This is a genomic window from Agromyces sp. SYSU T00194, from assembly GCF_040496035.1.
GTDB lineage: Bacteria > Actinomycetota > Actinomycetes > Actinomycetales > Microbacteriaceae > Agromyces > Agromyces chitinivorans.
The window spans coordinates 1,920,693-1,943,220 of sequence record NZ_JBEPJZ010000001.1 but is presented as its reverse complement, the minus strand read 5'-3'; the positions used below and the strand labels follow the sequence as shown (position 1 = coordinate 1,943,220).

Sequence of the window (22,528 nt, the reverse complement as noted above, 5' to 3'; positions counted from 1 at the left end):
CGCGTGGACTTGAGTGCTGGCTTCCCGCTAGGCATCGATCAGGCCCTCCGACACGTTCACCACGACCACCTTGTTCGCGCTCGGCTCGCGCTGGCCGATGGTCAGCGCGGCTTCGGCCTCGGCGAGCTCGAAGCGGTGGCTGATGCAGCTGTCGACGTCGACGCGGCCATCGGCGATGAGGCCGAGCGCGGCCGGGTACGTGTCCGCGTAGCGGAACTGGCCCATGAGGGTGAGCTCGCGCCCCTGTACCAGCCCGACCGGCAGGCGATACTCGTCCGCGCCCATGCCGATCAGCACCACGCGCGCGGCGGGCGCGGCGGCGCGCAGGCCGGCGGCGAACGCATCGGGGTGCCCCGAGCACTCGAGCACGACGTCGTACTCGTCGCCATCCGCGGGCGCGGCGAAGCGCAGGCGGCGGGCGAGTTGCATCCGCCGCTCGTTCACGTCGGTGACGACCACCTGCTCGGCGCCTTGCGCCCGCGCGACCTGGGCGGCGAACAGCCCCACCGGGCCTGCGCCGATGACGAGCACGCGCGCCCCGACCCCGATGCCCGCCTTGCGGGCGGCGGCGACGCCCACCGAGACCGGCTCGGCCATGGCCGCGCGCTCGGCCCGCATGCCGGCAGGCGCCGGGTGCGCGAACGCCGCCGGCACGACCACGTAGTCGGCGAGGCTGCCGTCGATCGGCGGGGTCGCGTGGAAGCGCACGGCCGGGCAGAGGTTGTACCGGCCCGCACTGCACTCCGCGCAGGTGCCGTCGGGGATGCCCGGCTCGATCGCCACCACGCGGCCGACCAACCCGGGGTCGACGTCAGCACCGACGGCGGCCACCGTGCCGGCCGACTCGTGGCCGAGCACCATGGGCGTATCGACCACGTACCGGTCGATGCGGCCGTGGCGGTAGTAGTGCACGTCGGAGCCGCAGACGCCGGTCGCCTCGACCTTGACGAGCACCTCCCCCGCCGCCGGGACAGGAATGGGACGTTCTTCGATACGGAGGTCTTCGACTCCGTGGAGCACGGCGGCTCGTTGCATCCGATTCATTTCAAGCTCCTCTGCTCGTTCAGGACTTCAGGCCGCCGGCGGTGAGGCCGGAGACCACGTGGCGCTGGGCGAAGAAGAACACCAGCAGGACGGGGATGACCGAGAGCGTCGTCGCAGCCATCTGCACGCCCCAGAGCGGGCCGGCGAACGCGTCTTCGTAGCGGGTGAGCGCGACGGGCACCGTCAGCATCTCAGGCGAGCGCACGTAGATGAGCGGCTCGAGGAACTGGTTCCAGCTGTACCAGCACGCCAGCACCGTGACCGACGCGAGCGACGGGCGCGCGAGCGGGAAGTAGATCTGCAGCATGGTGCGGAGGCGGGTCGCGCCGTCGATCGTCGCGGCCTCCTCGAACTCGGCCGGCAGCGTCAGGAACGCCTGGCGCATGACGAACGTCGCGATGGGTGCCGTCGTGAGCACCGCTGTGAAGATCACCAACGGGTAGTGGGTGTCGATCCAGCCGAGCGTCGACGCCATCTGGAACAGCGGGATGATCGTCGCCTCGGGCGGGATGAACATCGCGCTGAGCAGCACCAGGAAGATGATCCCGGCAGCGACCGGTCGCACCCGTGCGAGGGCATAGCCGGCAGGCACCGACAGCAGGATGGTCAACACGGCGACGAGCGCCATGATGTACACCGAGTTCAGGAACTGCTGCGCGAACGGCTGCAGCTCGAACACCTGCTGGTAGTTCTCCCACTTGAAGTTCTCGGGAATGACCGTCGGCGGGTAGCGGAGGATCTCGTTCGGCGACTTGAACGAGGCGCTCACCATCCAGAGGATCGGCCCCAGGGAGACGAGCGCGACCGCCGACAGCAGCAGATAGCTGAGCCCGCGGCTCGCGATGGTGCGGGGACTAGTCCGCCTCATGGAACACCACCCGCTTCCTGACCTGCCAGATGGCGGTCGTGAGCACGAGGATCAGCCCGAACAGCAGCACCGAGAGTGCGCTCGCGTAGCCGACGTCGTTCAACTTGAATGCCTGCTTGTAGATCTCGAACGAGAGCACCGAGCTCTGCACGCCCGGCCCGCCCTCGGTGAGGATGAGCACCACCTCGAACACCTTGAACGAGCCCACGATCATGAGCATGAAGACCATGAGGATGGCGGGCGAGATCTGCGGAATGACCACGCTGCGCAGCACGCGCACGCGACCCGCGCCGTCGATGCGTGCCGCCTCGACGAGTTCTTGCGGCACCGCCTGCAGCGCGCCGAGGAAGATCATGACGTTGATGCCGACGTTCTTCGTCAGCTGGATGAAGGCGAACACGACCAGGGTGAGCCAGCCGCCGCGCAGCCACGGCAACGGGTCGAGGCCGAAGAACGCGAGCACCGCGTCGAGCAGCCCCTCGGGCTGCACGATGAAGCTCCAGACCAGGCTCCACGCCACCATCGTGACGAGCGCCGGAATGAAGATGATCGAGCGGTAGATGTTGATGCCGCGCAGTGCCTGGTTGAGCATGAGCGCGAGCAGCAGGGCCACGATCGTGCCGGCGATGCTCAGCACGCACACGAAGAAGAACGTGTTCGGCAGCACCGTCGCCATGTTCGGGTCGCTCAGGATGCGGGTGTAGTTGGCCAGTCCCACGAACTCCTGCGTGCCCGCGAGCACGTTGATGTGGTTCAGGCTCAGCCACACCACCCAGACGAGCGCGACCACGCCGATGGCGAGGAACCCGACCATCTGTGGAGCCAGAAGCGCGTAGCCGAACAGGTTGCGCCCCCGATCGCGACCGGTTGCGGGGCGTCGGGCCGCCTGCCGGGCGGGCGGCCGTGCCCGCGGGTGCTCACCCGCGGGCACGACCTCGGTCGTGCGAAGTGCCATCGTCAGAGCAGGGGGTCGATGGCGGCGCAGACGTTGCCGAGCGCTTCGCCGAGGTCGACGTCGGGCACGTACACGAACTCGTCGAGCGACGAGTTGAGCGCGTCCGCCACGGCAGCGTTGTTCTGCGCGACAGGGAAGATGCGACCCGAGCTGAGCGTCGCGTCGATGATCGGCTGCACGAGCTCGGGCGTCAGGATGGTCGAGCTGCCGACCAGCACGTCGGTGGTGAGCAGGCTCTCCCGTGCCGGCGGGAAGAACTGCGCGAGGCGCGCGGCGTTCTCGGCGTTGGTGAGGAAGGCGAGGAAGTCGAGCGCGGCCTCCTGGTTGTCGCCGGCCGCGAGCGCGGCGATGGCGGCCTGACCCAGAGCCTGGGTGTCACCGGCGGGCCCGCTCGGCATCGGCACGATGCCCCACTCGTAGGTCGCGTCCTGCAGCAGCGCGTTGCTGCTGAGGAACGACGAGGTCGCACCGGCCTGGCCGCCCCAGAAGTCGACCTGCTGCCCGGGCACGGGCGACGAGCCGTCTTCGAAGACCATGCCGTTGAACAGCTCGAACGCGTCCTGCATCTCCGGGCTGTCGGCCGTGCACGCGGTCGCGTCATCGTTCCACGGGGAGCCGCCGTAGGCGTAGAACAGCGGCACCAGTCGGGTCCAGTTCTTGAAGTCGAAGTCGTTCACCACGTAGCCGGGCACGCCGCTCGCGTCGGTGAGCTCCTTCGAGATCTCGCGGAACGACTCCCACGTCCAGTCGCCCTCGGCGATGAGGTCGGCCGGCGACTTCACGCCGGCGTCGGCGTAGAGGTCGGCGTTGTAGTACATGACGAGCGCACCGGTCGAGAACGGGACGCCGTACTGCGCGTCGCCGTCGCGCCAACGCTCCTGCAGCGCGGGAACCAGGTCGGCGTAGTCGTAGCCCTCGGTCGACTCGAGCACCGGTGCGGCGTCGAGCAGCGCGCCGGCCGCGATGTACTCGCGACTCGACTCGACCGGGAGCCAGGTGAGATCAGGGGCATCCCCCGCAGTGATGCCCGTGGTGAGCACGGTGTCGAGCTGGTCGAGCGTGAGGCTCTCGAACTCGATGCTGGTGACCTCGGGATGGTCGGCCATGTAGTCGTCGGCGATCGCGTCGAACAGGGCGAGGTGGTCGGGATTCGAGCTCCACATCGTCATGCGCAGCTCGATGTCGTCGCTCGCCCCCTCTCCCGCATCGCTGGTGCTACACCCGGCCAGACTCACTGCGAGCGCGGTGGCCCCGACCGCAGCAATGAAACGGAACTGCATGCTGTCAACTCCTCGTGTTGCCGTGGGATGCCCCTTCGCATCCTCATCGGTGCGAGTATGGTATAACGATTTACTGATGGAACGCAAAGCGGAATTCTCCGGAGTGCGTGGCGATGGGCCATTGAGGACGGGGTTGTCCTCCCATCTGGTACAACGATTTAATGAGGAAGGTATGCAGAAGACACTCTCCTACGATCGCCAGCTCGAGCGGTTCAATCCGCTCGACCGGGTGATCACGTTCGACGACTTCGACCGGGGGTTCAACGGGTGGATGGATCTCACCCCGAACTTCGTCTACGACAACTACGAGTCGTTCAACAGCGCGGTCGACCTGACCAGCTGGGCGCCGTCGATGCTGAGCTCGGCGCCGATGCGCTTCGCCGCGTCGCACGGGTCGATGGAAGGCACGTACTCGCTCAAGCTGACCACCGGCCCTGTCGCCGCACCGCACACGCAGCCGCCGGCCGACGGCAGCATGGGCATCGCGCTCAAGCGCCTGTCGCGGTTCGGCGACCCCTCGAAGATCCAGATCGAGGCGTGGTACTCGTACACCCCCGCGCAGGACCGCATCGGCCTCGGCGAGGAGGACATCCGTGCCTTCGGCTTCTACTTTGACGTGCAGGACGGCGAGCACCGCTACATGCCCGGCGTGCGGTACGTGAACTCGCTCGGCGGCACGCTCGTCAAGAAGTGGCAGTACTGGAAGGTCGCCGACGGGGTCACCCACGCCGACTGGAACTTCGGCGTCGAAGACGGATGGTGCGCACCCGGCATCGACAACCTCTGGTACGGGCGTCGCCACGAGGACGGCTCGTCCGACGGCTACCAGTGGGTGCCCGGCGGCGAGCAGGATCTGCTCTACAACGAGAGCCCCGACAAGATCAACTGGCTCTACTTCCGCCTGCTCGTCGACGTGAAGAAGCGCGAGTACATCGAACTGCAGAGCATGGACACGATCTTCGACCTCCGAGGCATCCAGCCCACGCTCGCCGAGCGCTACCGGTCGATCGACAACCTCATCAATCCCATCTTCTACGTCGAGACCGACACCGACCGCCCGGTCCACTTCTTCCTCGACTCGGTCGTCTACTCGACCGAGTGAGCCCAGCGAGCGAAACCGAAGGAACAGCAGTGCACACCACGAACACGTCCGTCCTCACGCGTCGCGTGTGGATCCGATCCGACTACGCGACCCTCCCCTACGAAGCGGGCTGGGCCACGGAGGCGGTCTTCTTCACCCAGGTCGAGGGCGAGCACCCCGACCTGACCATCACGACCGACATCTCGCCCGACGGCATCAACTGGATCGCCCGGGGCGAGCCGCGCACGCTTCGGAGCGACGAGACCATCGCCGAGAGCAGCCTCACCACGTTCGGCAACTGGGTGCGGTTGCGCGTCGAGGGGGCGAGCGAGGAGCAGCCGGCCCGGATTCTCGTGCACGTCAACCTCAAGGGCTGACGCGGCACCGGTAGATTCGGGACTCAATCGCCAGACAGGAAGCAGACCAGGTGGCACAGAAGAGCACTCCGCGCTTGTCGGAGGTGGCGAAACTCGCCGACGTCTCCCCTGGGCTCGTGTCACGGGTGCTGAACGGCGATCCGAACCTGAAGATCCGGGAGGAGACGCGGGAGCGCGTGCTGTCGGCGATCGAGATGCTGCAGTACACCCCGCATGCATCCGCTCGCGCGCTGCGGAGCTCGCTGACCGGCCTGCTCGGCTTCGCGCTCCACCACGTGAACGACCCGATCTACGCGCAGATGGTCGAGACCGCCCAGGCCGCGGCAGCAGCACACGACTACTCCATCGTGCTGCTGAACTCGGACGAGCTCGCGGGACGCCCCGAGGCGTTCCGCGAGCTCGTGCGCGGCCATCGCGTCGACGGGCTGCTCATCCAGAGCGGATTCTCCGCCGACAGCCGCGCGCTCGGGGAGATGGCCCGGTCGGTGCCGTCGCTGGTCTTCAATGCGGACGCCACCCCGGGCATCCGCACCCTGCGCCTCGACGACGCGAACGCGGCCGCCGTCGCCACCCGCCACCTCATGGACCTCGGGCACACCGACATCGCCTTCGTGGGCGCGGAGGGCGCCTCGTCGGATCGCCGGCACAGCGGATACGTCGACGCCCTCGGCGAGCGCGGCTTGTCGCCGCATCCGATGATCTCGGGCGGGTGGGACGCCGACAGCGCGCGCGAGGCCACGCACCGGTACTACGCCAACGGCGGGCGCGCGACCGGGTTGGTCGTCGTGACGACCACGAGCGCGCTCGGCGTGCACGCGGGCGTCACCTCAGCCGGGCTCGCGATTCCCGACGACGTGTCGATCGTGAGCATCCACGACACCTGGTTCGCCCCGCACCTGAACCCGGCGCTCACCGTCGTCGCGATGCCGCTGGCCCAGGTCGGCCGGCTCGCGGTCGAGATCCTCCTCGAGCAGATCGAGGGGCAGCGCGACGGCGAGACGATCCTCGACGAGCCGCCGCCGTTCATCGTGGAGCGGGCGTCGACGGCGCGGGTGCGGGAGGGGTGATCTGGCGGCGGACTGCGCTCCTGCGCTGAGCCGTCTCCCCGAGCACGACCTCGTGTCAGTACGATCGGCCCCAAAGGTGAGGGGGATCATGAACGGTGCCGAGGGCGCGATGCGTCGACATGCCGACTACATGCAGGCCACGGGACAGTGGGCGACCGACCCCCATGGCGGCGCCGTTCCCACCGAGCCGCCACTGTCGGAGACCCCGGTTTCGGACGTGATCGCGGCGGCCGCTCGCCACGAGGAATTCCTGCGACCGGGCACGGATGAGCTCCTCGCTGCGTGGCTCGCGCGTGTCTCGGCACCCGCACACGCGTCCGTCTGGAAGGTCGAGACCCCGCCCGCCGAGTTGCTCCCGGTGCTGCGGGACGGGTACGCGAACCTGGAGGGAGTGCCGCGTTCGACGCTCTACTCACACACTCTCGAACACGGCAGGTCCATCGTCGTCACCCAGAACGAGCCGTACTGGAGCGAGAAGCCAACGCGATGGCGGGACCTTCCCGCGTACCGCGAGGCTCAGGCCGAGGCACGGCAGATCCTGTCGCAGGGCACGACTGCCAGCGGCATCCTCGTGGACAAGAATCTGTTCCGCCCCAACCAGGATGATCGGGACCCGATGCCGAGAATCGGTGAGCTCGAGACCTTCGTCGTCTTCCCAGACACGGCGCGCTGGGCGGTGCCGTACTTCCGGGAGCGGAGCTCCACCTTCAGGCTCACACCGGCCCAGCTCACGACCGCTCTTGTGAGGATCATCCGGGGCGAGCAATGGACCCAACAGGTCAACCTCGGACCGCAGTAGCCTCTGTGCCCTACGCGGCCGACCGCTGCTGAAGCGCTCCGCTATCGCGTCCCACTCTGCAGGTACGAACCCATGTCGAAGCCCACCAGCGGCGTGGAGTAGCCGGGCCGTGCCGGGTGACGTGGGTGGCCACCAGCGATGGGGTCGCCGATCGAGATTCACTCGCACGATGAGCGGTCTGCGATCGTCACGATGCCCTCGAGCATCCGCGGGAGATACGGCCGCTTCGTGATCAGGCCTCCCCATGCGGCGAGCAGAGACAGCGCGCGGCCATCGATGAACCCTTCGATGTGCCGCTCGTTCTGCGCCTGCAGGTCGGGGTCGGGCTTGAGGTGCATCCCGTTCGGGTCGGTCGAGCGCTGTGGGTAGAGGTTCAGCATGACCCAGCTGTCGTAGCCGTTCCTCGAGGCGAAGCCTGCGACCTTCGTGACGGTCTGGTCGAGCGCGCCCGGCGCGGCGGTGCTGGGGTTGACGCCGATGCAGACGAGCGGGTTCCGGCCGACGGTGCCCAGCACGAACCGTGCTGTGTTGTCGGTGCTTGTCTCGGAGATCCAGGACTGTTCCACCGTGTCGCCCGGCACCCGGGTGTCAGCTCCGGAGCCAGGCCCAGCCGGCATTCTGGTCGTCGAAGTACGCAGCCTCCTGCGCGTAGAACGGGCCTGCGAGGTGGGCGAGGCGCTCCTCCCACTTCGTGTGGCCGACGATCGCCATGCGCGCGATCTTCTCGTGGAACTCGCGACCGAAGTGCAGGTCGGAACCCCACGCGCCGACCTTCTCCCACCGGAAGTCGGTGAGGTCGAGCAGCACCTTCACCGTGCCGTGCTCCTCGACCGCGGCCTCGACCGCGGGCGTCATCACGTCGTAGTCGGCCTTCGTCACGTCTCCGGACACGACGAACCCGAGGATCTCACCGGTACTGCGGTCGGACTGCGTGATCGTCATCGGGATGCTCCTTCGCTCACGTTCGCTGCCCAGCCTTGCGCACTGCTGTGTTGCCGTCGAGAGGAGTCTCGAACCGAGGTCGCTGCAGCGCTCGTCAGACGATCGGGCGGATGCGGGCGCAAACCCACGCCGCCACCCCGTCGAGGTCGACCGCGCCCGCCGCGACCTCGCGAAGGAAGCGGTCTGCCTCGGCGACGTCGTCGACCACGAGGTCGACGACGTTCAGCTCGAGGAACGCGACCGTCACGAACCACGCCAGACGCTTGTTGCCGTCGGCGAGCGGATGGTTGCGCATCACCGCCAGCAGGAGCGCCGCAGCCTTCTCCTCGAGCGACGGATGCACCTCCTCGCCGAACACCGGCATCGGCGCGGCGAGCGCCGACAGCATCAGGCTCCGTCCGCGAGCGCCGTCCTTGAAGTGGAAGCCCTCCTCGTCGAGCAGCGCCTCGACGTCTTCGGGGTCGAGGTACTCGACCTCCCGGCCCGAGGTCACCGCGCGAGGCGGTCGAGCAGGTCGGCGTCGCGGGTGCGGACGCGATCGAATGCCGCACGCGTGCGCGCGGACTTGTCGGCACGGGCCGCGAAGTCGTCGAGCGCGATCTGCACGACCTCGGTCTTCGAGCGCCCGAACTTCGTCGCCAGTGCCTCGAGGAGCTCGTCGTGAGCCTCATCGAGTCGCAGGGTCATCGCCACGGCGCACTCCTTCCGTCGGGCACCATGCTACCGCGTGGTATCTGTTTGATACCACGCCGACCACGAGAAGACCGGGCCGCTCCTTCGACACCTCCGCGCAACTACGTTTTCGTAATGCGACGCGTTGACTACGGAAACGTAGTCCCACGGAGACATGTGAACTAGCGATTCGGGTTCAAGTCCGGCGGCGGGGGCGCGTCAGGCGCCCGGAGCGGGCCAGCCGCGAGGATCCGCTCGACCATGCCCCACGCGCGATCGCTGAGCGAGTCGCCGGGGAAGTATTCGCTGTAGAGCGCGTCGGCGGCCTCAACGGATTCGATACCGCACACGGCGAGCAGCTGGCGAATGTCGTCGGTGTCGCGGCCTGGTCGGCTGGCCTTGAGCTTCATTGCGAGCAGCGCGTCGGCGGGCGCAACTTCGATGGTCACCAGGTCGTCGTGGTGGATCGGCTCCCAATTGACTGATCGCCCCCACCATGGCGCAAGCTGAGCTGCCTTGAAGTTCAGCCAGTCGGCCTGCCAGCCGCGCCGCTCCGCGACTCGCTCGGCTGCCGCAACCACCGCCGCCTCGTCACCAGGGCTCACCTGCACGGCGTCGATGTCGACCGTCGTACGACGGTCGAAGTGGCGCAGTACCAACGCCCCACCGCCCACGATGCGCAGCCCGACGGGGTCACCTGCCGCGTGCAACTCCGCGACGAGCTCGCGGAGCCCGTCGATGAGATCGTCTCGGTCGAGAAGGATCACACGCTCTCCAGCGAATCGCGCCAGATGAACACGCCGTGCTCGAGGAATTCGGTCGGCACGTCACCACGCGCCGGCACGGGGTCCGCCGGGTCGACGAGCAGCGGTCGCGCGCGCTCGAGACGCCGAGTTGCAGAGCTCGTCCACGCGGGGGCAGGCACGCCCTCTTGGTTGAGCCGGTACTCGACGAGTGCGGCGATGGCCGAGTCCCAAGTCTTCGAGCCCGTCAACTCCGGCTCGGTGACAGTGAGAATGCCACGCAGCAGGCCGCGCTCCCCCACGAGGTTGTCATTCATCTGGATGAAGTACCGGAATGCCAGCTGGAGATCGTCATGCGCAAGCGCCTGCCTGATCTCGGTGGTGATCGTCGCGACATCATCGCGAGTGGTCGCAGCCGCGTAGAGCCGATGCCCGGCCCCGGCGAGCAGTCGCCGCGCGGTGGCGAAGCGCGGATCCTCATGCGCGCTCTCCGCGATTGCGACACGGCTCTGCGAGAGACCGGCGCGCCGTGCGAGCTCGCGCTGGGAGAGGCAGCGCGCACGACGTGCCGAACGCACCAACGCTGCGATCTCGGTCATGATCACCACCTGCTCGCTAGATGATTCGGTATACCGATTCATAGTACCGCTAATTGCTACCGCTATCGTCAGCTGCCAGCAGAGCCACCTCGACACATCGCCCCCATACAGGCAGGATGCCCCGTGTGACCAACACGCGCAGGCGGTACCGGCGGATCCTACGGTTCGCCGCGCGCGTCATCGTGCAGACGTGGTGGTTCGAGCTCGTGCTGCCGCGGTTCGGGCTCGCGAAGGCGGCGGCGAACGGGCGCGCCGCCCGCCTGACCGGCGTCGCGCGGCGCTTCCACGACCTCGCGGTCGACCTCGGCGGGCTCATGATCAAGGTCGGCCAGTACATGTCGTCGCGCCTCGACGTGCTGCCGCCCGAGATCACCCAGGAGCTCGCCGGCCTGCAGGACGAGGTACCGCCCGTGCCGTTCGACGACCTGCGCGCCCTCGCCGAGTCGGAGCTGCGGATGCCACTCGAGCGCGCCTACACGTCATTCGACGCGGATCCGCTGGCAGCGGCATCCCTCGGCCAGGCCCACCGCGCCCGCCTCTCCCCCATGGACGCCGCCGACACGGGACTCGACGACGCCGTCGTCAAGGTGCAGCGCCCCGGCATCGAGACGATCGTCGACGTCGACCTCGCGGCCCTGCGCCGCATCGCCGGCTGGCTCAGCCGCGTGCGGTTCGTCGCGCGCCGCGTCAACGCGCCCGCGCTCGTCGAGGAGTTCGCCACCACCAGCCTCGAGGAGATCGACTACCTGCACGAGGCGCAGAACGCCGTGCGCTTCGCCGAGGCGTTCGCCGACGACCCGCGCGTCGCCGCGCCCGAGGTCGTGTGGGAGCGCACCACCCGCCGCGTGCTCACCCTCGCCGATGTCACCGCCATCAAGATCAACGACCGCGACGGCCTCATCGCCGCCGGCATCGACCCGAAGGCCGTCGCCACGGAGTTCGCGAAGGTCATGTTCGACCAGCTCTTCCGCGACGGCTTCTTCCACGCCGACCCGCACCCGGGCAACATCTTCGTCACCCCGGTCGAGGGGCGGGCGGATGCCTCTGAGCCCACTCCCGCGGCCGGAGCCGGCGGCTCAAGGGCATCCGCCCAGTCGTCCCCCGGGGCTGCTGCCGGGCCGGCCTGGCAGCTCACCTTCATCGACTTCGGGATGATGGGCGAGGTGCCCGACGGGCTGCGCCGCGGGCTGCAGCAGCTGATGATCGCGATCGCGTCGCGCGACGGCAAGCGCATGGTGCGGAGCATCCAGGACGTCGGCGTGCTGCTGCCGTCGGCCGAGACGGCCGAGCTCGAGCGGGCGATGACCGAACTGTTCGCGCGCTTCGGCGGCATGGGCTTCGCCGAGCTGCAGCAGGTCGACGAGCGCGAGCTGCGCCGCTTCGCGATCGAGTTCGGCGAGGTCGTGCGCGGGCTGCCGTTCCAGCTGCCCGACAACTTCCTGCTGATCATCCGCGCGATGTCGCTGACGTCGGGCATGTGCAGCTCTTTGGATCCCGATTTCAACATCTGGGACGCGGTGGAGCCATATGCTGCGCAGCTGCTGCGCGACGAGCGCGGGAACCTGGTGCAGGCGTTCGGGCGCGAGGCGTGGTCACAGGTGACGACCGCGGCTCGGCTGCCAGGGCGGGTGGATGCGCTGATCACACGGGTCGAGGAGGGGCGGGTGGCGGTGGCCACGCCCGCGCTGGAGCGGCGCGTTGCTCGGCTGGAACGGATGGCGCGGCGGCTCGTGTCGGCGGTCGTGTTCGTGGGGCTGTTCGTCGGCGGGCTGCTGCTGCGGGCCGATGCGCCGGTGTGGGGCTGGGTGCTCGTCGGGGTGTCGGCCGTGCCGCTGCTGCACGCGGTGCTCGGTGGGGTGCTGGGGCGGCGCGGGCGCGACTAGTAGACCTTGTCGGATGGTGCCACTTCTGGCACCATTGACATGTGGGCTCGGTGGAGAAAATCGAACAGAAGGCACGTCGTTCACCGAAGGCCCTGAGCTTCGCAGAAGCCTGCCAGCTCGCCGAGTTCTACTTCGGGGAGCCCCGGAAGGGCTCCGGAAGCCACGTCGCGATCTACAAGATGCCCTGGCAGGGCGACCCTCGCATCAACCTCCAAAGGGGCGACGGCGGCAAGGCGAAGGAGTACCAGGTCAAGCAGTTGATCAAGGCGATCGACAAGAAGAAGGGAGAGGAACTCTGATGAACGAGACGATGGCTCGACCTTCGGTGGAGCACTACCGATACTCCGTCGAATGGAGCGCGTCAGATGGCGAGTTCGTCGCCACCATTGCGGAGTTCCCATCCCTCTCGTGGTTGGCCGGGACTCAACTCGACGCCCTCCGCGGCATAGAGGAGCTTGTTCGGTCGGTCGTCGAGGACCTTGTGGAGTCGGGTGAAGAGGTGCCGGAGCCGCTGGCCGATCGCACGTACTCCGGGCGGGTCAACCTCCGGGTCGACCCAGCGCTGCACCGCCGACTCGCAACGGAGGCGCTTCGCCAGGGAACAAGTCTCAACGCCTACGCGGCTCGACTACTGGAGCGCTGAAGACAGATGTCTGAACGGAACGAGCCGTTCGAGTCGGTGGAAACCGAGGATGTCATCTATCTCGGCGAGCCGCTGACCGACGACCGGGTGGCCGAAGTCGTGGATCGCGTTCGTCGCATCCCGCTCGATCACGGCGACACCTTGACTACTTCTGGCTGAGTCTGAGCCCACTCAACGACTTGGGCCCTGTGGGCGGGCGCGGCCCCGTGGCATCCGCCCGCCCCCCTTTGTCTGCCAGCCGAGACCCGTCAAATGGCTGCGCTTCGCACGCTGAGAACGCAGGTTCTTGACGGATCTCGCGTCCGCCCGCGCCGCCCCAGCCCCGCTCGCGGTCGAGACCCGTCAGAAGGCTGCGCGTCCAGCGCTGGGAACGCAGGGAATTGACGGGTCTGGGCACCGCGGGCGGGCCAAGGGACGAACGGCAGTCAGGCGACCGGGGCCTGCGGCCGCGGCGCCGGCGGCAGCCACGCGCTGAAGACCGTGCGACCGGGCGAGGACGTCGCGGTGAGACGCCCGCCATGCACGTCGGTCACGATGTGGTGTGCGATGTTCAGGCCGAGGCCGGTGCCCTCGCCGGGGGGCTTCGTGGTGACGAAGGCGTCGAAGACCGTGCCCAGCAGCTCGGCGGGAATGCCCGGCCCGTCGTCCTCGACGTCGACGCGCACCCCGGCGCCGTCGGGCACGGCCCGGAGGGTGACCGTGCCGCCATCGCGCACGGCGTCGACGGCGTTGTCGAGCAGGTTCGTCCAGACCTGGTTGAGCTGGCCGCCGAACGCGTGGATGGTCGGCACCTCGCCGTAGTCGCGCACGACCTGCACGTCTTCCGGGGTCTTGTGGGCGAGGATCGTGACGGTGTCGTCGAGGCCCGTGCGCACGTCGACATCCTGCTGCGGAGCCTGGTCGAGGTAGCTGTAGCGGCGCAGCGACGCCGTCAGCTCCGCCATGCGCCCCACGCTGTTCGAGATGAACTCGAGCGCGGTACGGATGCGGGCGCGAACGTGCAACCACTCGACCGCCAACGCCAGATCCGCCCCGATCGCCAGCACCCGCTCCAGGCGCGCGGCATCCATGCCGACCGCCCGGAGGTCGCCGGCGACGTACCACCCCTCGTCGAACCCGCGCGCGTCGAGCACCGTCTCGAGGGCGGCGGTGTCCGCGCCGGACGCACCCGGCGCAGCGAGTGCGTCGCGCACGGCCTCGACGAGTGCGTCACCGCGCGCATCCCGCACCAGCCGCGGTACGAGTGCGTCGGCCTCCTCCAGCGCCTGCCCGAGCTGGCGACTCGTGGCGAGGGCCGCCGCCGCGGGATTGTTGAGCTCGTGCCCGAGGCCGGCGCTCAGCCGCCCGAGCATCGCGAGCCGCTCCTGCTGGCGCATCGCCAGCTCCTGCCGCAGGTAGTCCTGCTCGAGACGGCGCAGCCGCGTCTGCTCGAGCGCCGTGCGCAGCCGCACGCGGAGCAGCGCGGGCTCGAACGGCTTCGTGAGGCAGTCGATTGCGCCCATGGCGATGGCCCGCGCGACGTCGTCGGTGGCCTCGGTCGCCGAGACGACGAGCACCGGGATGTCGCGGAGCGCGGCATCCGCCCGCATCGTCTCGAGCACCTCGAAACCGTCGACCTCGGGCATCACGAGGTCGAGCAGCACCATGTCGACCGGCTCGCGCCGGAGCAGGTCGAGGGCTTCCCGGCCGTCGGATGCCTCGATCACCCGGTGCCCCTCGTGTGCGACGCCGCGCGCGAGCGTCGCGCGCGGAATCATCGTGTCGTCCACGACGAGCACCGTCGCGACCCCCGCGCCGGCGGCGAAGGCGGAAGCGTCACCAGTCATCGAGCCCCTCCATCGCATCGGCGGCGGCGCGCACCGCCGCATCGAGCCCGTCGATTCGGGACGCGAGCTCGGATGCCGGTGCCCCATCGCTGCGCGCAAGACCCTCGAGCTCCGCCGCGAGGCGCGAGACGTCGACGGCCCCGAGGTTCGCGGCCGTCGACTTCAGGCTGTGCGCGTGGCGCGCCAGCGCCACGGCATCGTCGGGGAGTGCTTCGCGCATGCCGGTGAGCAATGCGGATGCCTCCTCCGGGAACGCGGCGAGCAGCGAACGCACGAACTCCCGATCGCCCGTCAGGTCCTCGAGGGAGAGCAACGCGTCCACGGCGATCGTCGCGACGACCGGCGAAGGCGTCGCGGTCGTCCCCGCGGGCGCGTCCCGGTCCGCGACGCGCGCAGTTCCCGCATCCGTCGCCGCAGCAGTTCCCGTGTCCATCGCCGTCGCAGTTCCCGCATCCGTCGCCGCCGCAGGCCCCGCATCCGTCGCCGCCGCAGACCTCCACCCGGCGACGTGCCGGTGCGCGGTGCGCAGCGCGGCAAGTAGGTCGTCGGGTCGCACGGGCTTGGCGACGTGGTCGTCCATGCCTGCGGCGAGGCAGGTGCGACGGTCCTCGTCCGTCGCGTTCGCCGTGACCGCGACGATCCAGGGCCGACGAACTGCCCCGCCCGCCCCCTGCTCAGCGTCCCCGCCCTCCCCCGCGCGAATCCGCCGGGTCGCCTCGAACCCGTCGAGGCGCGGCATCTGCACGTCCATCAGCACGACGTCGGGGCGACCGGCGGCCACGCCCTCGACCGCGGCCACGCCATCGTCGACCATGGTCGGCGCGTAGCCGAGGCGTTCGAGCAGCCGCAGCATGAGCCGCTGGTTGGTCGGGTTGTCCTCCGCGACGAGGATCCGCATCGGATACCGCTGCGCGAACCCGGGATCGAGGGACCCGTTGATGTGGTGCCGGTCGGTCTCGGTGCGGTCCGCGCGGGTCGAGTCGGATGCCGGCCCCGGATCGGCGGCGTCGGCCTGGCCGGAGTCGCCGTCGCCGGCCGGCGCGGTCACCGGCACCGAGAACACGAACGACGAGCCGACGTCGGGCGCGCTGTCGACGACGATCCGCCCGCCGAGCAGCCCGACGATGCGCTGGCTGATCGCGAGCCCGAGCCCGGTGCCGCCGAACTCCCGGCTCGTCGACGAGTCGACCTGCGTGAAGGAGTCGAACAGGTGCGGCTGCGCCTCCGCCGGGATGCCGATGCCGGTGTCCCGCACCTCGAACCGCACCCGCGGAGCATCCGCCGGCCGTTCCTCGGGCACACTCGTGCCGGTCGTGGACTCGGGTTCCGGCAGCTCGGTCGAGGACACGAGCAGGCGCACCTCGCCCGACTCGGTGAACTTCACCGCGTTCGTGAGGAGGTTCACGAGCACCTGGGCGAGGCGGTGACCGTCGCTCGTGATCGTCTCCGGCACCGCGGCGTCGACGTCGTGCACGAGGTCGAGCCGCTTCTGCGATGCCAGGGGCGCGACGATGCCGAGCGCGGACTCGACGAGCTGCCGCACGTGCACCCTCGCCGGCCGGATCTCCAAGCGCCCGGCCTCGATCTTCGAGAAGTCCAGCACGTCGTTGATCGTCGCGAGCAGCGCCTCCGCACTGCCGCGCACCGAGGAGACGTACTCCTCCTGCTCCCGGTCGAGGTCGGTGGTCGCGAGGAGGCTGCTCATGCCGATGACGGCGTTCATGGGCGTGCGCAGCTCGTGGCTCATGTTCGCCAGGAACTCGCTCTTGGCCTGCGTCGCATCCTCCGCCTTCTGCTTGGCCTCGCGCTCCGACTCGACCAGCCGCGCGACCTGGTTCGCGTACCGCACCGTGACCAGCCAGGCGACGAACGTGACGCCGATGATGTCCATGAAGAAGAACGCCGCGATCCAGCCGTCGCCGAGGCCCGCGTCGACGAGACGCCCCTCGAGCAGCGCCGCCACCAAGGCCAGCACCGCGTAGGCGACGAACCACGCGAGCGCCCGCCGGAACCCGTAGGCGAGGAGCGCACCCACCGGGGCGATGAGCGACCAGATCATCACCGCACCGGAGGCCTGGAACCCGCCGACGTGCAGCATGAGCAACCACGGGATCACGAGGCTGAGGAGCAGCTGGAGGTCGAGCGCCCGCGTCCACCCCCGCCGAACGAACGCCCAGAGGTTCAGTGCGGCGAGCAGGGTGTACCCCCACGGCCAGACGGCCGCGAGCGGCACTCCGGCGAGCACGTACATGAGGCCCCAGATGCCGCCCGCGACGGCCATCGGCACGATCGCGACACGGTCGGCCCGGAGACCGGACAAGGTCGAGACGCCCGCGGGCGGCGCACCGGCGGGCGTCTCGGTGGGTCCCTCGGCCGAGAGGCTCATGATGTGCGCTCAGACTACTGCGCGGCCCGCTCCTTTGGAGCGGATCGGGCGACTGCTGGCTGATCAGGGCTAGCGCGGTTGCCCGGGTAGTCACGGCAGGAGCAGAGTCGCAGCAGATCCTACGGCGGTTCGATCGCACGCACTGGGGGGTGCCCGATGAACGTCCAGCACGAACGGAAGGCGTCACGGCGACGGGGGCCGCTCTGGCTCGGCGCCGCGGCAGCATTGGTCTTCGTCGTCGCCACGAGCAGCGTCGGGCCCGGCGTCACCGGGAGCGCGGCGATGAACATCCCGAAGACGCTTCCGAAGGCCGCACGCGCCGCCGTCGAGAGCGGTGTCGACACCGCATCCGTGCAATTCGGCGCCTACACCGACGACTGGACGAGCGCCGTCTCACGACCCCGGTTCAGCCCGCCCAGCGCACTGAAGGAAGCGCTGCGCGATGTCGACGACGCCGTGCAGGACGGGGTGACGCTCACCGACGAGGAGCAGCGCCTCATCGACTCGGCGAAGAAGTGGGTCGACACGTACCAGCTGATGGACCGGTCGTTGAAGCTCGCAGCGGGATGGAACCTCTCGATTCCCGGCGACGCACTCGAACTCGCCGCGGCGAGCTTCATCCGCGAACCGACGCCGGCGTTCCGGAAGCACATCGAGGAGAAGACCGAGGCGCTCCTCAAGGGCATGATGTGCAAGGCCGCACGAGATGCACTGGACGAGCTCGGGCAGGCGCAGGCAGAGGACGCGGTCGAGACCTACGAGTACATCGGCGAGTACCAGTCCGACGTGGAGGACTACCTCGATCGTGCGATCGAGAACTGGCGTGGAGCTCAGGACGTCATCAACGTCGTCGGCCTGGCGAGTGCGTCGGTCCGCACGCACAACGCCCGCGTCGATGCGATCGTCGACGTGATCGAGTCACCGACCGACACGATCGCTGCTGCGAACGTCATCTACTTCCGTTCCTGCGTGCTGCGGAAGTAGCCCCACCCCTCCACGCCTGACCCGTGTCGATTCCGCGACGACTCGATCGTCACCCCTGTGACCGTTCGACACGACGCGGAAGGATACGAACATGCGCTACTCGCTCCTGCTCCACTACCCCGAGATGACCGCCGAGCAGCTCGGCCCCGAGGCACTCGCCGAGGGCATGCGGGCGTTCGACGACTACGTGAAGGCGCTCGACGCGGCCGGCGTGCTCGTCGGCGCCGAGGTGCTGCGACCCGTCTCGGCGACGACCACCATCACGCTCGCGGGCGGCGAGCTCGTCGTGCAGGACGGCCCGTTCGCCGACACGCACGAGAAGCTCGGCGGCGTGGTCGACATCGACGTGGCCGACCTCGACGCCGCGATCGCGTGGGCGCAGCAGGCGCCGCCGGCCGCATACGGGCACGTCGAGATCCGGCCGGTCGCGACCTGGGTCGAGCACGCCGAGTGGACGGCGTACGAGCACCACTGATGCCCGAGGCAGGCGGCGCGGTCGAGCAGGTCGTACGCAGGTCGTACGGCCGGCTCGTCGCGCTGCTCGCGGCCGGCATCCGCGACATCGCGCTCGCGGAGGACGCCCTCGCCGACGCCCTCGAACGCGCCCTCACGCGCTGGCCGGCCGACGGCGTGCCCGACAACCCCGAGGGCTGGCTGCTGACCGTGGCCCGCAATCGCCTGCGCGACCTGCTCGGCGCGGCGGCCCGCAAGACGTCGGTCGAGTTGGAGGAGGGAGCGGATGCCGTGGACGAACGCGACCTCGACGCCTGGGTCGCCCGCGCCGACGTGATTCCCGACCGACGGCTGGAGCTGCTGTTCGCGTGCGCCCACCCGGCGATCGACGCCGGCATCCGCACGCCGCTCATGCTCCAGGCCGTCTTCGGGTTCGACGCCGCCCGCATCGGCGCCGCCTTCGACGTCGAGCCCGCGGCGATGGCCCAGCGGCTCGTGCGCGCGAAGCGCCGCATCCGCGACGCCGGCATCGCCGTCCGCATCCCGACCAGAGCCGAGATGCCCGGCCGCCTCCCCGCCGTGCTCGAGGCGATCTACGGCGCCTACGCGATCGACTGGCGCGACCAGGGCGACGCGTACCGCGACTCGCTCGCCGACGAGGCCCGCTGGCTCGCCGTGCTGCTCGCGACACTGCTCGAGGGCGAGGACCGAGCGGATGCCGAGGCCTGGGGTCTCGCGGCACTCCTCACGTTCGCGCAGTCCCGCGCCCCCGCGCGCGTCGGCGACCCGTGGCCCGGCATCGACGCGCAGGACCCCGCGCTGTGGGACGCGGAGCTCATCGCCGAGGGTGAGGCGCTGCTGCACCGCGCCTCCGCGCTCGGCGCTCCGCTGGGTCGGTTCCAGCTCGAGGCGGCGATCCAGTCGGTGCACTGCGATCGCCGGCGCACCGGCTCGGTCGACCGCGAGGCGCTCGTCGCCCTCTACCGCGGGCTGGCCGCCGACGCGCCGACGCGCGGCGGCCTCGACGCGCTCGACGCCGTGCTGGGCGACTCAGGGCCGGAGTAGCCGCGCCGGCTCACCCGCATCCGCGCGCCCCCCGGCACCTCGCACACCAGACCCGCCAAGAAGCTGCGCGCTCAGCCCCCATTCCGCAGGTTCTTGACGGGTCTGGACCCCGAGCACACCCCGTGGAGCCGACACCCGTCAATAGGCTGCGCTTCCAGGGCCCATTCCGCAGGTTCTTGACGGGTCTGGAACCCGGGCGCCCCCGCGGGGCCGAGACCCGTCAAGAAGCTGTGCTCTCAGCCGCCGAAGCGCAGGAAATCGACGGGTCTCAGCTCACGGACGCAGCGGGTCAGGCCAAAGGCGAGGGGGCCGGCGACACCACCGAGTCGACGATCGCCTCGATCGCGAACTCGGAGGCGCGGGCGAGGTCGACCGCGTCGGGGTCGAGCAGCCACTGCACCTGCAGGCCGTCCATCACCGCGAGAATCGACGCCGCCGCGAGATCGATCGTTTCACCGGCAGCCACGCCGCGCTCGGCGCACACCTCGCGGAACGCCTCAGCCACCGAGCCGCGCAGCGACGCGTAGCGGTTCAGGAAGTACTGGCGCCCCGGGTGGTCGTCGGTGACCGACTCGGCGGAGAGCACGACGAAGGCCTGCACGATGCCGGCGCGGTGCGCGTTGATCATCGCGGTGCGCACGAGGTGGCGGAAGAGCTCGATGCCGCCGGGGATGTGCTGCTCCTCGAGGCCCTCGACGTCGGTCGCATCGCGGCGGTCGAGCACCTCGAGCAGCAGGGCGTCCTTCGAGCCGAAGTGGTGCAGGATGCCGGCGTGGGTCATGCCGACCTGGTCGGCGATCTCCTGGAGCGTGCCGCTGGCGTAGCCCTTGTTGCCGAAGATCTCGATCGCGGCGTCGAGGATGTCGCGGCGGCGCGCGAGCGTCGCGGGGCGCGAGCGCGGCTGACGGCGCTGACCGCTCACGGTCTCGGTCATCGCGGCACCTCCTCCTCACTGAACACCTGCGATGGAGAGTCTACGCAGGCCCCATGACGCAGAATGATCACTGCGGCATTGCATTACTTACTGACTTGATTGTAAGTTAACTCCGCAATCACCACGACGCCGGCGTCGACCCTTCGGGGAGGCCCGGCGCCGCGCCACCACGAAGGAGAAGCAATGAGGCTCAGTTCCACCCTCGGCACCCTCGGCGCCATCGGTGCGGTCGCCGCACTGGCGCTCACCGGCTGCGCCGCCGGCGACACCGGCAGCGACGCCCCCGCCGCCAGCGGCGCCGCCCTCACCATCGCCAAGCCCGACGGCACCATCAGCACCGAGTCGCACAACCCGTTCCTCGGCGACTCGTCGGCCTCGAAGTACGGCTACGCCAAGGTCATCTTCGAGCCCCTCGCGCTCGTGAACCCCACCGGCGACCTCGGCACGACCCCCTGGCTCGCCGAGTCGGTCGAGTGGAACGAGGACTACACCGAGCTGACCGTCGTGCCCCGCGCCGGCGTGAAGTGGAGCGACGGCACCGACTTCACCGGCGACGACATCGTCTTCACCTTCGACATGTACCTGAACGGCACGCTCACCGACACCTCGGGCCTCAAGTACGAGGGGGCGACCGTCGACGGCGACGCGATCACCCTCACGTTCGCCGACTCGAAGTACGTCTCGCAGTCGCGCGTGCTGCACACCCCGATCGTGCCCAAGCACATCTGGGAGAACATCGCCGACCCGAACACCGACCCCCTCACCGACGAGGGCGTCGCGGTCGGCACCGGCCCCTACGTGCTCGACACCTGGTCGACCGAGTCGGTCACCCTGACCGCGAACCCCGACTACTGGGGCGGCGACCTGGCCGTGCCGGCGCTCAACTACGTCTCCTACGGCGACAACGCGGCCCTCACCACCGCGCTCGTCTCGGGCGAGGCCGACTGGGCGCAGGCGTTCATTCCGCAGATCGAGGACAGCTACCTCTCGGCCGACGAGGACAACCACTTCCTCGCCTCCCCCACCGCGGGCGCCGGCACGCTGTTCCTGAACCTGCAGACCGAGCCGTTCGACGACCCGGCCCTGCGCAAGGCGCTCGCCTACACGATCGACCGCCAGGCCTACGTCGACATCGCCCGCGAGGGTGCGAGCACCCCGATCTGGAGCGTCACGGGCCTGAGCGGCCTCCTCGAGTCCGAGATCCTGCCCGAGTACGCCGGCGAGGAGTACTCGGTCGACGTCGACACGGCGCGCGGCATCCTCGAGGACGCCGGCTACAGCTGGGACGACGAGCGACTGATCGACCCCGACGGCGACGCCGTGTCGTTCTCCATCTCGGTTCCGGCCGGCTGGAGCGACTGGAACACCGAGCAGGCGCTCATCGCCGAGGAGCTCGACACCGCCCTCGGCATCGAGGTCAACGTCGACCAGCCCGACTGGGGCGGCTGGGACGCCGCTCGCCAGGAGGGCACCTTCCAGGCGATCATCCACTGGCTCGAGGACACGGGCAACGCCTACGGCCTCTACACCTCGACGATGGACACCAAGTGGATCGTCGACGACCGCGCGCAGTTCAACTTCGGCCGCTTCGACGACCCCGCCGTCACCGAGGCGCTGAACACCTACGCCAACGCGTCCTCCGATGAGGACCGCCAGGCGGCGCTCGAGGTCATGCAGACCGCGTTCGTCGAGAACGTGCCGGCCATCCCCCTCGGCTCGCACCCGCTGCTCGGCGAGTACAACACCCGCAACTACGTCGGCTGGCCCGAGGAGGGCAACCTGTACGCCTCGGCCGACCCGACGCAGCCGGGCATCGTGCAGATCCTGACGGAGCTCCAGCCCGCGGGCTGATCCCCCTGAGGGCGGGGCGGATGCCACCTGCATCCGCCCCGCCCACCTGTCAGGCATCACGAAAGGAACCCGATTT

Annotated in this window: 25 protein-coding genes; 12 read left to right on the top strand and 13 right to left on the bottom strand. The window is 69.4% G+C overall.

Going from position 1 to position 22,528, the window contains the following annotated elements; genetic code table 11:
* Window positions 1-27: 27 nt before the first annotated feature.
* The 4 genes from ABZK10_RS08945 to ABZK10_RS08930 form a co-directional block, all read right to left on the bottom strand.
* Entirely contained in the window at window positions 28-954 is a 927-nt protein-coding gene (locus ABZK10_RS08945; RefSeq protein ID WP_353808840.1) for an alcohol dehydrogenase catalytic domain-containing protein, read from the bottom strand.
* 109 nt (window positions 955-1,063) lie between these two features.
* Window positions 1,064-1,912 (bottom strand): carbohydrate ABC transporter permease, encoded by an 849-nt coding sequence (locus ABZK10_RS08940; protein ID WP_353808839.1) that lies wholly within the window; start codon window positions 1,910-1,912, stop codon window positions 1,064-1,066.
* Complete coding sequence (locus tag ABZK10_RS08935; protein ID WP_353808838.1) at window positions 1,899-2,867, bottom strand: carbohydrate ABC transporter permease; 969 nt, start codon at window positions 2,865-2,867, stop codon at window positions 1,899-1,901. Before ABZK10_RS08935 ends, ABZK10_RS08940 begins: the two co-directional genes overlap by 14 nt.
* 2 nt (window positions 2,868-2,869) lie before the next feature.
* Window positions 2,870-4,147, bottom strand: coding sequence for an ABC transporter substrate-binding protein (locus ABZK10_RS08930; protein ID WP_353808837.1), 1,278 nt, complete (start codon window positions 4,145-4,147; stop codon window positions 2,870-2,872).
* Between the two features lie 172 nt (window positions 4,148-4,319).
* On the opposite strand from ABZK10_RS08930, the gene ABZK10_RS08925 reads away from it, so the two are divergent.
* The 4 genes from ABZK10_RS08925 (at window position 4,320) to ABZK10_RS08910 (ending at window position 7,471) form a co-directional block, all read left to right on the top strand.
* Window positions 4,320-5,249, top strand: coding sequence for a DUF6772 family protein (locus tag ABZK10_RS08925; RefSeq protein WP_353808836.1), 930 nt, complete (start codon window positions 4,320-4,322; stop codon window positions 5,247-5,249).
* A 29-nt stretch (window positions 5,250-5,278) separates the two neighbouring features.
* Entirely contained in the window at window positions 5,279-5,605 is a 327-nt protein-coding gene (locus tag ABZK10_RS08920) for a DUF6385 domain-containing protein (protein WP_353808835.1), read from the top strand.
* 50 nt (window positions 5,606-5,655) lie between these two features.
* On the top strand, window positions 5,656-6,672 hold the full coding sequence (locus ABZK10_RS08915; RefSeq protein WP_353808834.1) for a LacI family DNA-binding transcriptional regulator: 1,017 nt from the start codon (window positions 5,656-5,658) through the stop codon (window positions 6,670-6,672).
* An 88-nt stretch (window positions 6,673-6,760) separates the two neighbouring features.
* Window positions 6,761-7,471, top strand: a complete 711-nt coding sequence (locus ABZK10_RS08910; protein WP_353808833.1) for a hypothetical protein — start codon at window positions 6,761-6,763, stop codon at window positions 7,469-7,471.
* Between the two features lie 158 nt (window positions 7,472-7,629).
* Here ABZK10_RS08910 and ABZK10_RS08905 read toward each other — a convergent pair whose 3' ends face one another.
* The 6 genes from ABZK10_RS08905 to ABZK10_RS08880 all read right to left on the bottom strand — a co-directional run bounded on the left by ABZK10_RS08905 (window position 7,630) and on the right by ABZK10_RS08880 (window position 10,427).
* Complete coding sequence (locus tag ABZK10_RS08905) at window positions 7,630-8,052, bottom strand: DUF1643 domain-containing protein (RefSeq protein ID WP_353808832.1); 423 nt, start codon at window positions 8,050-8,052, stop codon at window positions 7,630-7,632.
* Between the two features lie 7 nt (window positions 8,053-8,059).
* Window positions 8,060-8,413, bottom strand: a complete 354-nt coding sequence (locus ABZK10_RS08900) for a SpoIIAA family protein (protein WP_353808831.1) — start codon at window positions 8,411-8,413, stop codon at window positions 8,060-8,062.
* Window positions 8,414-8,507: 94 nt separating this feature from the next.
* Window positions 8,508-8,906: a type II toxin-antitoxin system death-on-curing family toxin gene (locus ABZK10_RS08895; RefSeq protein WP_353808830.1), complete on the bottom strand. Its 399-nt coding sequence runs from the start codon at window positions 8,904-8,906 to the stop codon at window positions 8,508-8,510.
* On the bottom strand, window positions 8,903-9,100 hold the full coding sequence (locus ABZK10_RS08890; RefSeq protein ID WP_353809640.1) for a TraY domain-containing protein: 198 nt from the start codon (window positions 9,098-9,100) through the stop codon (window positions 8,903-8,905). The genes ABZK10_RS08895 and ABZK10_RS08890 overlap by 4 nt, the downstream gene beginning before the upstream one ends.
* Window positions 9,101-9,267: 167 nt before the next feature.
* Window positions 9,268-9,852, bottom strand: coding sequence for a DUF6036 family nucleotidyltransferase (locus ABZK10_RS08885; RefSeq protein ID WP_353808829.1), 585 nt, complete (start codon window positions 9,850-9,852; stop codon window positions 9,268-9,270).
* Window positions 9,849-10,427, bottom strand: coding sequence for a helix-turn-helix domain-containing protein (locus tag ABZK10_RS08880; protein WP_353808828.1), 579 nt, complete (start codon window positions 10,425-10,427; stop codon window positions 9,849-9,851). Before ABZK10_RS08880 ends, ABZK10_RS08885 begins: the two co-directional genes overlap by 4 nt.
* A 116-nt stretch (window positions 10,428-10,543) precedes the next feature.
* Here ABZK10_RS08880 and ABZK10_RS08875 point away from each other — a divergent pair, with 116 nt between their 5' ends.
* The 4 genes from ABZK10_RS08875 to ABZK10_RS08860 are packed head-to-tail and all read left to right on the top strand — an operon-like array spanning window position 10,544 to window position 13,112.
* Complete coding sequence (locus tag ABZK10_RS08875; RefSeq protein ID WP_436408501.1) at window positions 10,544-12,310, top strand: ABC1 kinase family protein; 1,767 nt, start codon at window positions 10,544-10,546, stop codon at window positions 12,308-12,310.
* 50 nt (window positions 12,311-12,360) lie between these two features.
* On the top strand, window positions 12,361-12,609 hold the full coding sequence (locus ABZK10_RS08870; protein WP_353808826.1) for a toxin HicA: 249 nt from the start codon (window positions 12,361-12,363) through the stop codon (window positions 12,607-12,609).
* Window positions 12,609-12,953, top strand: a complete 345-nt coding sequence (locus tag ABZK10_RS08865) for a type II toxin-antitoxin system HicB family antitoxin (protein WP_353808825.1) — start codon at window positions 12,609-12,611, stop codon at window positions 12,951-12,953. Before ABZK10_RS08870 ends, ABZK10_RS08865 begins: the two co-directional genes overlap by 1 nt.
* 6 nt (window positions 12,954-12,959) lie before the next feature.
* A complete protein-coding gene (locus ABZK10_RS08860; RefSeq protein WP_353808823.1) occupies window positions 12,960-13,112 on the top strand; it encodes a hypothetical protein in 153 nt (50 codons plus the stop codon).
* Window positions 13,113-13,378: 266 nt separating this feature from the next.
* Here ABZK10_RS08860 and ABZK10_RS08855 read toward each other — a convergent pair whose 3' ends face one another.
* Window positions 13,379-14,779 carry a sensor histidine kinase gene (locus ABZK10_RS08855; protein ID WP_353808821.1) on the bottom strand — a complete coding sequence of 467 codons (1,401 nt, stop codon included), beginning with the start codon at window positions 14,777-14,779 and terminating at the stop codon, window positions 13,379-13,381.
* Window positions 14,769-17,165, bottom strand: coding sequence for an ATP-binding protein (locus tag ABZK10_RS08850; protein ID WP_353808820.1), 2,397 nt, complete (start codon window positions 17,163-17,165; stop codon window positions 14,769-14,771). The genes ABZK10_RS08855 and ABZK10_RS08850 overlap by 11 nt, the downstream gene beginning before the upstream one ends.
* A 156-nt stretch (window positions 17,166-17,321) precedes the next feature.
* On the opposite strand from ABZK10_RS08850, the gene ABZK10_RS08845 reads away from it, so the two are divergent.
* The 3 genes from ABZK10_RS08845 to ABZK10_RS08835 all read left to right on the top strand — a co-directional run bounded on the left by ABZK10_RS08845 (window position 17,322) and on the right by ABZK10_RS08835 (window position 19,667).
* Window positions 17,322-18,149 (top strand): hypothetical protein, encoded by an 828-nt coding sequence (locus ABZK10_RS08845; protein WP_353808819.1) that lies wholly within the window; start codon window positions 17,322-17,324, stop codon window positions 18,147-18,149.
* A 91-nt stretch (window positions 18,150-18,240) separates the two neighbouring features.
* Complete coding sequence (locus ABZK10_RS08840) at window positions 18,241-18,624, top strand: YciI family protein (RefSeq protein ID WP_353808818.1); 384 nt, start codon at window positions 18,241-18,243, stop codon at window positions 18,622-18,624.
* A complete protein-coding gene (locus tag ABZK10_RS08835) occupies window positions 18,624-19,667 on the top strand; it encodes an RNA polymerase sigma factor (protein WP_353808817.1) in 1,044 nt (347 codons plus the stop codon). Before ABZK10_RS08840 ends, ABZK10_RS08835 begins: the two co-directional genes overlap by 1 nt.
* Window positions 19,668-19,956: 289 nt before the next feature.
* Here ABZK10_RS08835 and ABZK10_RS08830 read toward each other — a convergent pair whose 3' ends face one another.
* The gene (locus ABZK10_RS08830; protein WP_353808816.1) at window positions 19,957-20,601 is read right to left on the bottom strand and encodes a TetR/AcrR family transcriptional regulator; all 645 of its coding nucleotides are present in this window, start codon (window positions 20,599-20,601) and stop codon (window positions 19,957-19,959) included.
* Window positions 20,602-20,784: 183 nt separating this feature from the next.
* Here ABZK10_RS08830 and ABZK10_RS08825 point away from each other — a divergent pair, with 183 nt between their 5' ends.
* Window positions 20,785-22,452 carry an ABC transporter substrate-binding protein gene (locus ABZK10_RS08825; protein ID WP_353808815.1) on the top strand — a complete coding sequence of 556 codons (1,668 nt, stop codon included), beginning with the start codon at window positions 20,785-20,787 and terminating at the stop codon, window positions 22,450-22,452.
* The last annotated feature ends 76 nt before the right edge of the window (window positions 22,453-22,528 follow it).

Bases quoted from the DNA above. Each gene is read 5' to 3' on its own strand.
- ABZK10_RS08940 (WP_353808839.1), bottom strand. From the start codon at position 1,912: ATGAGGCGGACTAGTCCCCGCACCATCGCGAGCCGCGGGCTCAGCTAT.
- ABZK10_RS08935 (WP_353808838.1), bottom strand. From the start codon at position 2,867: ATGGCACTTCGCACGACCGAGGTCGTGCCCGCGGGTGAGCACCCGCGG.
- ABZK10_RS08930 (WP_353808837.1), bottom strand. From the start codon at position 4,147: ATGCAGTTCCGTTTCATTGCTGCGGTCGGGGCCACCGCGCTCGCAGTG.
- ABZK10_RS08925 (WP_353808836.1), top strand. From the start codon at position 4,320: ATGCAGAAGACACTCTCCTACGATCGCCAGCTCGAGCGGTTCAATCCG.
- ABZK10_RS08910 (WP_353808833.1), top strand. From the start codon at position 6,761: ATGAACGGTGCCGAGGGCGCGATGCGTCGACATGCCGACTACATGCAG.
- ABZK10_RS08900 (WP_353808831.1), bottom strand. From the start codon at position 8,413: ATGACGATCACGCAGTCCGACCGCAGTACCGGTGAGATCCTCGGGTTC.
- ABZK10_RS08890 (WP_353809640.1), bottom strand. From the start codon at position 9,100: ATGACCCTGCGACTCGATGAGGCTCACGACGAGCTCCTCGAGGCACTG.
- ABZK10_RS08880 (WP_353808828.1), bottom strand. From the start codon at position 10,427: ATGACCGAGATCGCAGCGTTGGTGCGTTCGGCACGTCGTGCGCGCTGC.
- ABZK10_RS08875 (WP_436408501.1), top strand. From the start codon at position 10,544: ATGCCCCGTGTGACCAACACGCGCAGGCGGTACCGGCGGATCCTACGG.
- ABZK10_RS08865 (WP_353808825.1), top strand. From the start codon at position 12,609: ATGAACGAGACGATGGCTCGACCTTCGGTGGAGCACTACCGATACTCC.
- ABZK10_RS08860 (WP_353808823.1), top strand. From the start codon at position 12,960: ATGTCTGAACGGAACGAGCCGTTCGAGTCGGTGGAAACCGAGGATGTC.
- ABZK10_RS08855 (WP_353808821.1), bottom strand. From the start codon at position 14,779: ATGACTGGTGACGCTTCCGCCTTCGCCGCCGGCGCGGGGGTCGCGACG.
- ABZK10_RS08850 (WP_353808820.1), bottom strand. From the start codon at position 17,165: ATGAGCCTCTCGGCCGAGGGACCCACCGAGACGCCCGCCGGTGCGCCG.
- ABZK10_RS08845 (WP_353808819.1), top strand. From the start codon at position 17,322: ATGAACGTCCAGCACGAACGGAAGGCGTCACGGCGACGGGGGCCGCTC.
- ABZK10_RS08840 (WP_353808818.1), top strand. From the start codon at position 18,241: ATGCGCTACTCGCTCCTGCTCCACTACCCCGAGATGACCGCCGAGCAG.
- ABZK10_RS08835 (WP_353808817.1), top strand. From the start codon at position 18,624: ATGCCCGAGGCAGGCGGCGCGGTCGAGCAGGTCGTACGCAGGTCGTAC.
- ABZK10_RS08830 (WP_353808816.1), bottom strand. From the start codon at position 20,601: ATGACCGAGACCGTGAGCGGTCAGCGCCGTCAGCCGCGCTCGCGCCCC.
- ABZK10_RS08825 (WP_353808815.1), top strand. From the start codon at position 20,785: ATGAGGCTCAGTTCCACCCTCGGCACCCTCGGCGCCATCGGTGCGGTC.